This window comes from Streptomyces sp. H27-D2, assembly GCF_035828615.1.
Lineage (GTDB): Bacteria > Actinomycetota > Actinomycetes > Streptomycetales > Streptomycetaceae > Streptomyces.
The window spans coordinates 1-13332 of record NZ_JAYMZR010000071.1; the positions used below are offsets into that span (position 1 = coordinate 1).

Consider the following 13332-nt stretch of genomic DNA (forward strand, 5'->3'; position numbering starts at 1 on the left):
CATCTGGTGCGCGCCCCCTGCTTGTGCGTCCGCGCCGCCCGGATGGCAGAGGCGGGGCCCGTCTTCGTACGACCCCGTCGGCGTCCGGGCCGCGCCCGACCACTCCCCCGACCACTCCCCCGGGCCCGCGCTCGCGGCAACGCCCGCGGCGACGCCCGCGGCGACGCCCGCGGCGACGCCCGCGGCGACGCTTCAGAGCACCTCTTCGAGCCGTTTCGCGAGCAGGTCCCAGCGCCAGCGCTCCTCGACCCAGGCCCGGCCCCGCTCGCCCATCCGCCGCCGCAGCTCGGAGTCCTGCAGAAGTGTGACGATCCGGTCGGCGGACTCCTCCGCCGAGCCGCCCCGTACGACCCAGCCGGTCTCCCCGTCGAGCACCGCGTCGGGTGCGCCGCCGGAGTCGCCCGCGACCACCGGCAGACCGGTCGCCGAAGCCTCCAGGTAGACGATGCCGAGGCCCTCGACGTCGAGGCCGCCCCTGCGGGTGCGGCAGGGCATCGCGAAGACGTCGCCCGCGCCGTAGTGGCCGGGCAACTCCTCCCACGGCACCGGGCCGGTGAAGCGCACCGAGTCCTCGACGCACGTGTCGGCGGCCAGCTTGCGCAGTTCCTTGCCGTACGGGCCGCCGCCGACGATCAGCAGCACCGCGTCCGGGACCCGGGCCAGGATGCGCGGCATCGCCAGGATCAGCGTGTCCTGGCCCTTGCGCGGGACCAGCCGGGAGACGCAGACGACCACCGGCCGGCCGGCGAGGCCCAGCCTGGCCCGGATCTCGTCGCCGCCCGAGCCGGGATGGAAGGTCTTCTCGTCCACCCCGGGCGGCAGTTGGACCATCCGGGCGGCGGCCTGCGGAGTGAGCGCCTCCGCGATCCGCGAGCGGGTGTACTCGCCGAGGTAGGTGATGGTGTCCGTGCCCTCGCCGATCCGGCGCAGCAGTTGCCGGCTGACGGGCAGCTGGGCCCAGCCCGCCTCGTGCCCGTGCGTGGTGGCGACCAGCCTGCGGGCGCCGGCCCTGCGCAGCGCGGGGGCCATCAGGCCGAGCGGCGCAGCCGCCCCGAACCACACCGAGGAACAGCCGTGTTCCCGCAGCAGTCCGGCCGCCCGCCGGGTCACGCCGGGGGTGGGCAGCAGCATCGTCGTGGCGTCCCGTACCACCGGGAACGGCTGCTCGGCGTCGAAGCGGGCGGTGGCCTCGGCGCCCTCCCGCCCCTTCTTCCAGGTGGAGGCGTAGACGACGATCCGCTCGGAGTCCAGGCGCAGCGCCATGTTGTGCAGAAACGCCTGGATGCCACCGGGCCGGGGCGGGAAATCGTTGGTCACGATCAGGGTCTTGTCCATCGCCGCCGACAGTACCGCTGCGGTCAGGGGCAACCGCGCCGCGCCCCCGGCACGTCATCGCCGGTGCACCAGGACCACGGCTCCGGACGGCATCATGCAGGCAAGCGATCCGGTGAACGGAACGCGGTGATGTTGACGAACGCGTTGACGCGCGTGTTGCCGTTGACGTTGACGCGAATTGATGTGGACGTTGACGTGGACCCCGGCGACGGTACTGACGGTGACGGTCGGCGCTGGCGCTGGCGCTGGCGCTGGCGACGACGAATCGGTGAGGTGCGACGAAGTGGACACGACCGGCACGGGCGGCATGGGCGGCAAACGGCTCGCCGTCGTCATCACGGCCTGGTCCGTCACCCGGGCGCTGCTGCTGCTCTGCGTCCTCAAGGTGCTCACGCTGCCGGGCCCCGACGTGACCAGCGACGTCGCGGTGATCTACCGGGGTTGGTTCGACGTGCTCGGGACCGGCTCCTTCCCGCTCGACGACGTCACCTGGCAGTACCCGCCCGCCGCCGCGCTCGCCGTCCTCTCCCCCGGCCTGCTGCCGTTCCTCGACTACGCCACTGCCTTCTTCGTGCTGATCCTGCTGCTGGACGCGGTCGTCCTGGCGCTGCTGCTGTTCACCGCGCGCCGCCCGGAGCGGAGTTCGCGCGGTGTCCGGGTGTGGGTCGCGGGGGTGCCGCTGCTCGGTCCGACCGCGTACGCCCGGTACGACCTGATGGTGACCGCCGTCGCCGTCGCAGCGCTGCTCGCCGCGGCGCGCCACCCGCGCGCGGCGGGGGCGCTCGCCGCCTTCGGCGCGCTGGTCAAGGTCTGGCCCGTGCTGCTGCTCATCGGCATCCCGCGCGGCCGCCCGACGCGCGCCACCTGGACGGCGGCCGTGCTGACGGCGCTCGCGCTGGTGCTCGGCTTCGCCGCGACCATGCCCGGCGCGTTCGCCTTCCTCGCCTTCCAGCGCGACCGGGGCACCGAGGTCGAGTCGCTCGGCTCGCTGGTCTTCCATGTCGCCCGGCACTTCGGCTGGAACGGCGAGGTGCTGCTGAACTACGGCTCGGTGGAGTACCTCGGCCCGTACGTGGACGTGGTGAGCGCGGCGGCCCTCGCACTGACCGTGCTGGCCTTCGGCTGGCTGCTGCTGTGGCGGCTGCGCGTGCGCGAGTTCACCCCGGGCACCCCCTTCGACGCGGCCTTCGCGGCGGTGCTGCTGTTCACCACCACAAGCCGGGTGATCAGCCCGCAGTACCTGATCTGGCTGGTCGGCCTGGCAGCGGTGTGCATGACGGTGCGGTCGAGCCGGCAGGGGCTGCCGGTCGTGCTGGTGCTGGCCGCGACCTTCACCACGATGCTGGAGTTCCCGATCTGGTTCGCGCAGGTGGTGGCCGGGGACCCGCTCGGCATCGCCCTGCTCGTCGTACGCAACGGCCTGCTGGTCGCCGCGACCCTGATCTCCTGCCGACGGCTGTGGACCGACACCGTCACCGGACCCCGGCGGCGCGCGGCGGCTGCGGCAGCCGCGCGGAAGCCACGCTCCGGGGGCGGCCGGCGGCCGGCGGCCGAGCAGGACGCGGACCTGCTCACCTGGTGACGCGCGGAAAAGCCATCAGCGCCGCCCGTGCCGCCGGCCCCCTCACCCCAGCCGCTCCCTGAGATAGCCGCGCCAGGCCGCCGCGAACTCGTCCGGCCCGATGTCCAACTCGGTGCGCAGCGCCGACTCCATCGCCCCGTCCCGCTGCTTCCCCTCGCCGACCGCGCGGTAGAAGTCCACCAGCCGGTCGGCTCCCCAGCGCTCGGCGATCATGCGGCAGGCCAGCCAGCCCTGCTCGTACGCGCGGGCCAGCCGGTCGGCGTCGCCGTCGAAGCCGAAGTCCGCGTCGGACGGCAGCCGGGACGGCAGTTCGCCGCGCCCGACCGCTGCGGTCAGTTCCGGCGCGGCGTCGCGGGGGGTGCGCCCCGTGCCCTGGTAGCCGACCCAGTCGGCGAAGCCCTCGGAGAGCCACAGCGGGGTGGCGGGCGAGGTGGCCGCGCGGGTGGCGACATGCGTCGTCTCGTGCGTGAGCACGACCTGCTGGCCCTGCTCGCCCAGCACCCGGTAGGCCTCCGGATTGACGATCACCCGGTCGGCGGGCGCGGCCCCGGCCCCGCCGACCGCTCCCGTCGTGACGGCCGCGATGCCCCGGTAGCCGGCCGCGGGCGCGCCGAGCAGGGCGGCCATGTCCTGGAGCGAACCGGGCGCTTCGACCACCACACGGCCGGCCCACTCGCCGCCCCACGCCCGGCTGACGGCGGGCGCGGCCCGGTCCGCGTCGGCCGCGAGATCGCGCAGCGTCGCCCGGTCCTGGCCGACCCCGAGCACCAGGCTGCGACGGCCCCTGACGACCTCGATCCGGCCCTGGTCCCACAGCTGTTGAGACGCCTGCTTCCAGCCCCGCGCGCCGCTGTGCCCCGGCTCACCGCCGTCGGCCGACTCCGCGCCGCCGCCGACCGACGCGCCCTCGGCCGCCGCGTCCGAGGCCGTGTACCAGCGGCCGTCGCGCTCGGTTAGCGTCAGATAGCGCAGGGCGGTGACGGGCGCGGTGTCGTATCCGGCGATCCGGTAGCGCAGTTCGACCTTGGCCGCGATCCGCCGCCCGGGGCCCGCCGAGGGTTCGAAGCCGCCGGTCCCCACCAGCTTGTAGCGCCAGGAGCCGAGCGGTACGTCGGCGAGATTGTCGAACATCCGGCGCTGCTGGGCACGGTAGCCGGTGGCGCCGGGCTGCACGGCGGCCAGAAAGCCGTCCGCGTCCCGGTCCAGCACCGCGGTCGCCTTGCGGTCCAGCATCCGCTGGATGCCCCGGGTGTCGGGCTGCGGCTCCGCGCCTCCGCCGCACCCCGCGAGCGCCAACAGCGACGCCGACAAGGCCGCCCAGAGGGCCATGCCCCGTCCCCACCGCCGCTGAGCTGCCACCCTGCCGATCGTACGGGGCGGTACGGGGCCGTACGAGGGCGCGCGGAGCTTGGCCGGACGCGCGGCGACTGCCAACGGACAGCGGGCGCTCAGCCCCCGGCCAAGGGCCGTCCGGACACCTCAGGGGCGTCTGGGACACCGGGGGACACCTCAGGGGCCGCCTGGGCCGGTCAAGAACGGCCGAAGCCGGTCACGGGCGGCCAGGCCCGGTCAGTGGCACTCTGCGGCGGACGGGACGGACAGGACGGATGGGACGCCCCCGTCGACGGCGGTCCGGTCGGCGGGCGGTCCGCGCCGAAAGGGATGGACCGCCCCGCGATAGACACCCGGTCAGGGGCGCGACACCGACGAGACCGGCATCATCCCGACCGGGTCGTACCGCACCCGCGCGCCGGGATAGGGCGCGTGCACCACCTGGCCGTTGCCGACGTACATCCCCACGTGGCTGGCGTCGTCCCGGTAGACGACCAGGTCGCCGGGCCTGGCCTGGGAGAGCGGCACCTGGCGTCCGGCGTGCCGCTGCGCCTGCGAGGTCCGCGGGATGCCCACCCCGGCCCGCCCGTAGGCCCACTGGGTCAGCCCCGAGCAGTCGAACGCGCCGGGTCCGGCCTGCCCCCAGCCGTACGGGGAGCCGACGGCCTGCCGCGCCGCCTGGACCGCCATCGCGGCGCGCGAGGAGGACGCGCCGAGGCCCGACATGGTGATGTCCCCCGAGCGGCCGGAGCGGGAGGCCTGTCCGTACACCTCCCGCTCCGCGGGGGCCATCGAGTCGAGCAGCCGTTGCGCGCGGCCGAGCTTCGCCTGCACGGCCCTCTTGTGCTTGGCGACGACCTTGCGGCCGGCTTCCAGCGCCTCCAGCTTGAGCGCCGCCTCGCCGCGCTGCTGTTCCAGCACGCGCTGGGCGTGCTGGAGCTCGCGCAGCTCACCGGCCTGCCGGCTGTTCACACGGTCGAGGGCCGCGGCCTTCTCCAGATAGCCCGCCGGGTCCGCGGAGAGCAACAGCTGCACCGCCGGGTCGATGCCGCCGGTCCGGTACTGCGCGTTGGCGATGATGCCGAGGGCGGCGCGCAGCCGGTTGACCCGCTCCTGGCCGCGCGCCGCGAGGTCCTGGGCGTGCTCGACCTGCTCGCGCAGGGTGTCGGTGCGCTCCCCCGCCGCGTTGAACTTCTCGGTGGCCGCCTCCGCCTGCTCGTACAGCGTGTCCACCCGCGATTTCACATCGCCGGCGGAGGCATCGGGACCCTTCGGGTCGGCGAGTGCCGGGGCCGCGCCGAGCGCTGCGGCGGCGGTCGCCACGGCGGCCGACAGCACGCTCAGCCGGCCCGCCCTGCTGAGCCCGGACTGCCTGGGACGGCTATGGGACGGCACTGAGCCGCACTCCCTTCCGCTGGGTGCGGCCCCTGCCGCCCGGGGACGGGCGAACGACATGCCGGGAACCGCGGGCCAGACAGTAGCCGGGCGAGCACGGAGGGTCCAAGGACCTCGCCGGGAGGTCATATGCCGACGCCCCGCCGGAGACGCAGGTCACCGGCGGGGCGGACAGTCAGCCGCGGCTGTCGTAATTCGCCCGAATGGGCGGTGCCGCGAGCTGTTTCGGATGATGAGCAGGTCACGCCCCCAGCCGCGCCGGGACGCGGGCGGGGACACGAACCGTGTGCGACTCGGACCGTGTGTGACTCGGACCGTGTGTGACTCAGACCGTGTGTGACTCAGACGCGGACGCCGAAGGCGAACGGCATGTTGCCGATCGCTTCGAAGCGCACCGCCGCACCCGGCTTGGGCGCGTGCAGGACCTGGCCGTTGCCCGCGTACAGGCCTATGTGGTGCAGGTCCCCGTAGAAGAGCACCAGGTCGCCCGGCTTGAGCTGGCTCTGGCTGCTGAGCCGGGTGCCGTTGTTCGCCTGGGCCTGCGAGGTGCGGTCCAGGCCGACGCCGGCCTGTCCGTACGCCCACTGGGTCAGCCCGGAGCAGTCGAACGAGCTGGGGCCGGTGGCGCCCCAGACGTACGGTGAGCCGATCTTGGTCTTGGCGGCGGCGAGCGCCGCGCCCGCCCGCTTCGACTCGGGCACGTCGTTGCCCAGGTCCGCCCGCTCGTGGGAGCGGTTGGCGCGCTGCTCCTTGGCCGCCATGGCGGCCTTCTCCTTGGCGCTCAGGCTGTTCAGAAGGGTCTGGGCCTTGGCGAGCTTGCCCTGGATCTCCTTCTTGCGCTCGCCCAGCACCTTGCGGGTGTCCGCGAGGTCGTCGAGCTTGCCGTCGGCCTCGGTGCGCTGCTGAGTGAGGGTGCGCTGTTTGTCCGCGACCTTCTTCAGCGCGCCAGCCTGCTTGCCGCTCAGCTGGTCGAGCGTGGAGGACTTGTCCAGGAAGCTGTCCGGGTCGGCCGACAGGAAGAGCTGGACCGAGGGGTCGATGGCACCGCTGCGGTACTGGCCGGAGGCCAGCGAACCGAGGCCGCTGCGCAGCTCGTTCAGGTCTCCCTGACCGCGCGCGACCTTGTCCTGCAGGCCGTCGACCTGGTCCTGGAGCTTCTCCTGCTTCTCCTTGGCCCCGTTGTACTTCTCGGTGGCGGCCTCGGCCTCTTCGTAGAGCGTGTCGACCTGAGCCTTGACCTCTTTCTGGGTCGGCTTGGGGTCGGCGTGCGCTGCCTGGGACGTGAGAGCGACCGCTGCGGCAGCGGTCGCGGTAAGCACGGTCACCCGGGTGCGGCTCGGCTGCTTGGGTCGACGGTGGGACGCCACGAAGGCGAGCTCCTTCTTCCTCCAGCCGCCTACCGGGTGCGGGGGGTGCGAGACCCCGGCTCCGCGTATCGGCTCCCCCGTCAAACTGGGCCGAAAGCCGCGGACTCGGCGGTGCCTCCGCTGCCATCCCGGATGGACGATCAACTTCACGGAGGTTAGAGGCTCGACCATAGTGACCTACTTGTGATCGGTTCAAATCCCAAAAGGCAAAATCTCGGTCACCGACCACATTCTTTACTTACATCACACGCGCAGTAATGGTCACTTGACGCTAAGTCCGCGCAAGTCGCTTCAACAGCAAGGTCGATGCCACTGGACGCGCTCCGGCCTTCGCGACCCCGTCGGCCACTTCCCTGTCGGTCGAGACGACCACCACCGGACGCCCCACCGGCTCGGCCCGCACCAGCTGGCGGATCAATTCGTCGGCGGTGACGCCCGGTTTGCTGAACAGCACCCGCACCCCGCGCGGCGGCGCGAGCAGCACCGGCGCCGCCAGCTCGGCCCCGTCGAAGACACAGGTCATCTCGGCGCCGGTCTGCGCGGCCAGCACCGCGAGCCCGCCCAGCAGCCGCAATCGCTGCCTTTCCAACGGCATGGTCGGATAGCCGGTTTTGGTGACGTTGTAGCCATCTACCACCAAATGCGCCTGCGGCAGGGCCAGCAGCTGGTCCAGCACCGCGGGGTCGGACTCCGACAACGCCCGGGTCGCGATGTCCTTCGGCGTCATCCGGCCCGGCTCGACCGCGTCCACGGTGTCCGCCGGATGCGTCGAGGCGGGCGGCAGCGCCAGCTCCCGGCGCAGCCCCTGCGCCGCGTCCAGCACCGTGTCGAGCAGCAGCCGCAGCCGCATGTCCTCGACGCTGCGCCCCTCGCGTACCGCCCGGCGGCTCGACTCCAGCGCCGTCTCCGCCTCGGCGAGCCGCGCCTTGAGCCGGCGCGCCTCGCCGTCGGCCGCCGCCTTCTCCGCCGCCGCGGCCGAGCGCAGCGTCTCCAGCTCGGCGTCCGCCTTGCGCAACGCGGCGGCGCCGCGCTTCACATCGCTCAGCGCGCTGCGCAACTTGCGTTGCAGGCCGTCGGATTCACGGCGTACGGAGTCCAGCTCGGCGCGGGTGCGCTCGGTGTCCGCGCGGGCCGCCGCGCTCGCCTCGGCCAGCTCCGCGCGCAGCCGGTGCAGTTCCCGCGAGGCTTCCTCGCCGGCCCGCTCGGCCTGGACGCGCTGCGCTTCCTCGCCGGCGGCGGCGACCAGCTTGACCCAGCCGTCGGGGCGCAGCACGTACGCCGCCGCGGCCACATCCACCGGATCGGCCGCGGCGGGCAGGGTGCCGCCTTCCAGCGCTTCGGCCAGCTCGGGCTGCGTCTCGCGCAGCCGGGCGGCGATCCGCGCTCTGAAGGAGGCGTCGCTCTCGACGGCGGCGGCCATCGCGTTGCCCGCGAACTTCGCCCGGCGGGTCGGGGTGAAACGGGCGAACTGCCGCAGCTGGGCGGGGAGTTCGGCGACGGTCAGGCCGCCGAAGGCGTCGGCGACGAGCGCCACGACGCGGCGCCTGACGCCCTCCGGGAGGGGGCGGTCGAGCACCTCGGCAGCCTCATCGGCGGCGTCGGCGCCACCTGTCCGCTCCACCACCTGTCACCGCTCCGTTTCTCAGCTCTCTCAGCCGCTCGTGTCCGGTCGGTCCACCAGCTCGATCTGATCCACGGCGTTGCACCAGCGGCAGCGGACCGACTCGATGCTCTCACTCAGCACCTCGCGCTCCTCGACCTTGGAATCCCCGGCCAGGTCGAGGTGCACGTACTCCACGGCCTTGGTCGCGCGGGTGACGTCGAAACGGGTGAGATTGCCGCACAGCGTGCAGCGCCACCGGGTCTCGGTCGTAGGCACGGGAACCGCCATCGTGTTCTGCCTCTTCCTCGGTGTTTCCTGCGTGTTTCCTGGTCCACGACGATCCCGCGGTGCGCCGTCGAACTGCGGATGTCCTGCTGGTAACCCTACGGCCTGGGGCGCGTGGACCGACGGGGCCGGAGTGCGGGGCAGGCCGCACGGCGCGGCCCCGGCGAGGCGCTCTGTGCCGGTTGCGCCCCTTACGTCATGATCCAGTCATGGCAGCTGCGCTCTCCAGGCTTTTCTCCAGGGTGACCCGCGTCCTGATCGGCGCCTGCTGTCTGATCTTCGCGCTGGGCCCGGCGTCCGGGCTCCAGCAGCTCTACGGGACCGGGGAGGCGCTGCTGGCTGCGCAGACGGCCTATTTCGACCACTGGGGCGTGGTGCCGAACACCCTGTGGTCCGGAAAGCCCCGGGCGCTGTTCTCCCCCCTCACCGCCCTCTTCGTCCACGCGAACTGGCTGCACCTGCTGGGCAACGTGCTGTTCCTGTACGTGTTCGGGGGCATGGCCGAGGAGCGGATGGGCCGCGTCCCCTTCATCGCCTTCTATCTGCTGACCGGCGCTCCGGCGATGCTCTGCTACGCGGCGGTGCACGCCGGCTCGGCCGAACCGCTGGTCGGCGCGTCCGGTGCCATCTCGGCGGTGCTCGGCGGCTTCCTCTACCTCTTCCCGAAGGCGCGGGTCACCAGCCTGTTCCCGTTCCTGTTCTTCCTGCCGCTGCGCTTTCCCGCCTGGATCGTGCTGGTCTTCTGGTTCGCGCTCCAGTGGATGGCCGCCCGGCGCGGCCTCGACGGGCCGGGCGTCGCTTATCTCGCGCACGTCGTGGGCTTCGCGCTGGGCTTCGTCTACGCGTGGGCCCGCTATCGCGGGGACCGGGATCAAGGGGACCAGGGGGCACGGGGGAAGCGGCGGGATACGCTGACCGTCGCAGCACCGCAGCCCGAGGGAGACAGCCAGCCGTGATCACTTCGATCGTGCTCATCAAGACCAGCGTGGACCGCATCCCCGAGATCGCCGAGTCGATCGCGGCGCTGGAAGGCGTCAGCGAGGTCTACTCGGTGACCGGTGCGCACGACCTGATCGCGATGGTCCGGGTGGCCCGGCACGACGATCTCGCGGATGTCATCCCCGGCCGGATCAGCAAGGTGCCCGGCGTGGAGGCCACCGAGACGCACATCGCCTTCCGCACCTACTCGCAGCACGACCTGGAAGCCGCCTTCGCCATCGGTCTCGACGGCTAGGTCTCGACGGCGGGTCTCGACGACCAGGTCTCGACGGCCGGACGGCTCCGCAAGTCCCACGGACGGCGCGGGGCCATCCGGGTCGCGCGGGCCCGTACAGCCCGTACCCGCACAGCCCGTGCCCGCGCTCAGACGCTGATCGAGTTCCGGTCCGGGACGCAGCGGCCGTCCTCCGTGCGGTAGGTCCAGCGGGCGCCGCCGCGCACCAGTTCCTGCACGGCCCCGGCGAACCGCTCGATGTGCTCGTCCGGGGTGCCCGCGCCGAAGCTCACCCGGATCGCGTTGAGCGAGCGCTCTCCCGGCGCGGAGTCCGGCGCGCCGCACTCACCGGGCTCGTCGTCCTCGCCGCCCAGCAGGGTGCGCACCAGCGGGTGGGCGCAGAAGAGGCCGTCGCGCACCCCGATGCCGTACTCGGCCGACAGGGCCGCCGCGAAGTGCGAGCTGTTCCAGCCCTGCACCACGAAGGAGATGACGCCGACCCGCGGCGCGTCGTCGCCGAACAGCGACAGCACCTTGACCTCGGGGACCTCGGCCAGGCCGCCGAGCACCCGCTGGACGAGCTGCTGCTCTCGCTCGACGAGCGAGTCGAAGCCCGCCTCGCTGAGCGCCTTGCAGGCGGCGGCGATGGAGTAGACGCCGATGACGTTGGGCGAGCCGGCCTCGTGCCGCGCGGCGGTGGTGTGCCACTCGACCTCCACCCCGCCGTCCGCCCGGCGCGCGACCTTACGGCTCGCGCCGCCGCCCGCGAGGTAGGGCTCCGCGGCCTGGAGCCAGTCGGCGCGGCCTGCCAGCACGCCCGAGCCGAACGGGGCATACAGCTTGTGGCCGGAGAAGGCGACCCAGTCGACGTCCAACTCCTTGATGTCCACCGGGTGGTGCGGCGCGAGCTGCGCGGCGTCGAGCACGATCCGCGCGCCGTGCGCGTGCGCCGCCGCCGCCAGCTCCCGTACCGGCCACAGCTCGCCGGTGACGTTGGACGCGCCGGTCACGCACACCAGCGCCGGCCCGTAGGGCTCCCGCTCGGCGAGCGCCCTCTCCAGCGTGTCGACGGCCTGCTGGGGCGTGCGCGGCCCGTTGAGGTAGCTGACCTCGGTGTCCGCGCGCTGCTCCCAGGGCAGCAGCGAGGCGTGGTGCTCGGTCTCGAAGACGAACACCCGGGTGTTCGCCGGCAGCGCCGCCGCGAGCAGGTTGAGCGAGTCGGTCGTGGAGCGGGTGAACACCACCTGGTCGTCCGCTCGGCAGCCGAGGAAGTCGGCGACGTCCGCGCGGCTGTTCTCGAACAGGTCGGTGGAGAGCTGCGAGAGGTAGCCGGCGCCGCGGTGCACGCTGCCGTAGTAGGGGGCGTACGCGGCGACGTCGTCCCAGACGCGTTGCAGCGCGGGGGCGCTGGCGGCGTAGTCCAGGGCGGCGTACGTCACTTCGCCGCCGGTGACGAGCGGGACCAGGACGTCACGGCCCAGCACCTGCAACGGGGCGATGGAAGCCGCGTCGGCTCCGCCCGGTGCGGCGCAGGCGGGGTCGGAGTCGACGGCGGCGGGGGCGGCGGACGTGGCGACGGCGGGGCTCACGGACATGGCTGAATCTCCCAGCAGGACAGGCGCGATGGCTTCAAAGACGCACGGGCCGCGCTACGGGCCGCCGCGTGCGGAAGATCCCTCGACGCGCACCGACGCCGATGGGCGCGGTGCTGCGGAGGGTGTGAAGAGTGGGGCTGTGGGCCCCTATCGCATTCGCTTGTTCACGAGAGTTCTCCTCGGACCCAGGACCCCTGGTGATCACGAGGGGTCCGCGCTTGCCACAGACCTGGTTGCCTGCGGCCTGGTCATCACCCGGGGCACCCCGCCACGGACGGAGGGTTGCCGGACAGCGAGCCGGGGCTATATCGCTGCCACTCGTGACCTGGTCAGCATCTTGCCATAGGTCCGGAACGGCGCAAGGCGCTGTCCGGTGAATGGACAGCGCCTCGGCCGCGGATCGTTTCCGGCGGCTCACTTGTTGCTGGCGGCCACCCAGCGGTCCAGCGACGAGAGCGCCGCGCCCGAGTCGACCGACTCGGCGGCCCGGACCATGCCCGCCGCGATCTGCTCGGCGAGCGGGCCCTCGCCGGGCTCCAGGGCGACCAGCGCCGCCGCCGAGTTGAGCAGCACCGCGTCCCGCACCGGCCCCCGCTCGCCCGCCAGCAGCCGGCGCGCGACCTCGGCGTTGTAGGCGGCGTCCGCGCCGCGCAGCGCCTCGACCGGCACCAGTTCGAGACCGACGTCGCGCGGGTCGAAGGGCTCCTCGCGCACCGCGCCGTCCCGTACCACCCAGACCTTCGAGGTGGCCGTCGTCGTCAGTTCGTCGAGCCCGTCGTCGCCGCGGAAGACCAGCGCGGACGAACCGCGGGCGGCCAGCACCCCGGCGACGATCGGCGCCATCCGGGCGTCCGCGACGCCGGTCGCCTGGGCGCGTACCCGCGCCGGGTTGGTGAGCGGGCCGAGGATGTTGAAGGTGGTGAGGATGCCCAACTCGCGCCGCGCCTGCGCCGCGTGCCGCAGCGCGGGGTGGAAGCGCACCGCGAAACAGAAGGTGATCCCGGCCTCGGCGGCGACCTCGGCGACCCGCGCGGGCGTCAGGTCCAGATTGACGCCGAGCTTCTCCAGGACGTCGGAGGAGCCGCTGGCCGAGGACGCCGCGCGGTTGCCGTGCTTGACCACCTTGGCGCCCGTGCCGGCCACGACCAGCGCCGACATCGTCGAGATGTTCACCGTCCTGGCCATGTCGCCGCCGGTGCCGACGATGTCCACGCTCGGCCCCGGCACGTCGATGGTGTTCGCGTGCTCGTACATGGTCCGCACGATCCCGGAGACCTCGTCCACGGTCTCGCCCTTGGCCCGCAGCGCGACCGTGAAGCCGGCGATCTGGGCGTCGCTCGCCTCGCCGCTCATGATGCGGTCCATCGCCCAGGCGGTGTCGTCCGCGCTCAGGTCCTGCCGGGCGAGCAGCGGGCCCAGTACGTCCGGCCAGCTACGGACCGTCGCGCTGTCGCCGCCAACCGGGGTCACAACGTTCATGGTCCGCTCCAGGATCCATCGACGAATGGGAAGTGCCCGCTGCGACGCGGACCGGACGCCAGCCTATCCAGGCCGCCGCCCACGACCGGCACCCGTCCCGTAGGTCGGACACCCCGGCGCCGGCCGGACGGAACGGGCCCGCGGCC

11 protein-coding genes and 1 riboswitch are annotated in these 13332 nt (G+C 73.1%); of the genes, 3 read left to right on the forward strand and 8 right to left on the reverse strand.

Annotated elements, in window-relative coordinates; all coding sequences use genetic code 11:
* Window positions 1–192 precede the first annotated feature (192 nt).
* Window positions 193–1335, reverse strand: a complete 1143-nt coding sequence (locus QMK28_RS24185) for a glycosyltransferase family 4 protein (protein ID WP_326441478.1) — start codon at window positions 1333–1335, stop codon at window positions 193–195.
* Window positions 1336–1642: 307 nt separating this feature from the next.
* Here QMK28_RS24185 and QMK28_RS24190 point away from each other — a divergent pair, with 307 nt between their 5' ends.
* Window positions 1643–2917: a glycosyltransferase 87 family protein gene (locus QMK28_RS24190; protein WP_326441542.1), complete on the forward strand. Its 1275-nt coding sequence runs from the start codon at window positions 1643–1645 to the stop codon at window positions 2915–2917.
* 42 nt (window positions 2918–2959) lie between these two features.
* On the opposite strand, the gene QMK28_RS24195 is transcribed toward QMK28_RS24190, so the two are convergent.
* From QMK28_RS24195 to QMK28_RS24215, 5 genes are all read right to left on the reverse strand, one after another.
* The gene (locus tag QMK28_RS24195; RefSeq protein ID WP_326441544.1) at window positions 2960–4246 is read right to left on the reverse strand and encodes a hypothetical protein; all 1287 of its coding nucleotides are present in this window, start codon (window positions 4244–4246) and stop codon (window positions 2960–2962) included.
* A 360-nt stretch (window positions 4247–4606) separates the two neighbouring features.
* Window positions 4607–5644 (reverse strand): C40 family peptidase, encoded by a 1038-nt coding sequence (locus QMK28_RS24200; protein WP_326441480.1) that lies wholly within the window; start codon window positions 5642–5644, stop codon window positions 4607–4609.
* A gap of 341 nt (window positions 5645–5985) precedes the next feature.
* Entirely contained in the window at window positions 5986–7011 is a 1026-nt protein-coding gene (locus QMK28_RS24205) for a C40 family peptidase (protein ID WP_326441481.1), read from the reverse strand.
* A gap of 271 nt (window positions 7012–7282) precedes the next feature.
* On the reverse strand, window positions 7283–8632 hold the full coding sequence (locus QMK28_RS24210) for an NYN domain-containing protein (protein WP_443050806.1): 1350 nt from the start codon (window positions 8630–8632) through the stop codon (window positions 7283–7285).
* Between the two features lie 30 nt (window positions 8633–8662).
* Complete coding sequence (locus QMK28_RS24215; protein ID WP_326441485.1) at window positions 8663–8902, reverse strand: hypothetical protein; 240 nt, start codon at window positions 8900–8902, stop codon at window positions 8663–8665.
* A gap of 206 nt (window positions 8903–9108) precedes the next feature.
* Here QMK28_RS24215 and QMK28_RS24220 point away from each other — a divergent pair, with 206 nt between their 5' ends.
* Window positions 9109–9855, forward strand: a complete 747-nt coding sequence (locus tag QMK28_RS24220) for a rhomboid family intramembrane serine protease (RefSeq protein WP_326441487.1) — start codon at window positions 9109–9111, stop codon at window positions 9853–9855.
* On the forward strand, window positions 9852–10133 hold the full coding sequence (locus QMK28_RS24225; protein ID WP_326441489.1) for an Lrp/AsnC family transcriptional regulator: 282 nt from the start codon (window positions 9852–9854) through the stop codon (window positions 10131–10133). Before QMK28_RS24220 ends, QMK28_RS24225 begins: the two co-directional genes overlap by 4 nt.
* A 128-nt stretch (window positions 10134–10261) precedes the next feature.
* Here the strand turns inward: QMK28_RS24225 and QMK28_RS24230 are convergent, their stop codons facing one another.
* Window positions 10262–11707, reverse strand: coding sequence for an aminotransferase class V-fold PLP-dependent enzyme (locus tag QMK28_RS24230; RefSeq protein WP_326441491.1), 1446 nt, complete (start codon window positions 11705–11707; stop codon window positions 10262–10264).
* 209 nt (window positions 11708–11916) lie between these two features.
* Window positions 11917–12033: riboswitch (SAM riboswitch) on the reverse strand.
* 88 nt (window positions 12034–12121) lie between these two features.
* On the reverse strand, window positions 12122–13186 hold the full coding sequence (trpD, locus tag QMK28_RS24235; protein WP_326441493.1) for an anthranilate phosphoribosyltransferase: 1065 nt from the start codon (window positions 13184–13186) through the stop codon (window positions 12122–12124).
* Between the last annotated feature and the right edge of the window lie 146 nt (window positions 13187–13332).

Coding starts and splice junctions, on each gene's coding strand:
- QMK28_RS24185 (WP_326441478.1), bottom strand. CDS start 1,335: ATGGACAAGACCCTGATCGTGACCAACGATTTCCCGCCCCGGCCCGGT.
- QMK28_RS24190 (WP_326441542.1), top strand. CDS start 1,643: ATGGGCGGCAAACGGCTCGCCGTCGTCATCACGGCCTGGTCCGTCACC.
- QMK28_RS24195 (WP_326441544.1), bottom strand. CDS start 4,246: ATGGCCCTCTGGGCGGCCTTGTCGGCGTCGCTGTTGGCGCTCGCGGGG.
- QMK28_RS24215 (WP_326441485.1), bottom strand. CDS start 8,902: ATGGCGGTTCCCGTGCCTACGACCGAGACCCGGTGGCGCTGCACGCTG.
- QMK28_RS24220 (WP_326441487.1), top strand. CDS start 9,109: ATGGCAGCTGCGCTCTCCAGGCTTTTCTCCAGGGTGACCCGCGTCCTG.
- QMK28_RS24230 (WP_326441491.1), bottom strand. CDS start 11,707: ATGTCCGTGAGCCCCGCCGTCGCCACGTCCGCCGCCCCCGCCGCCGTC.
- trpD (WP_326441493.1), bottom strand. CDS start 13,186: ATGAACGTTGTGACCCCGGTTGGCGGCGACAGCGCGACGGTCCGTAGC.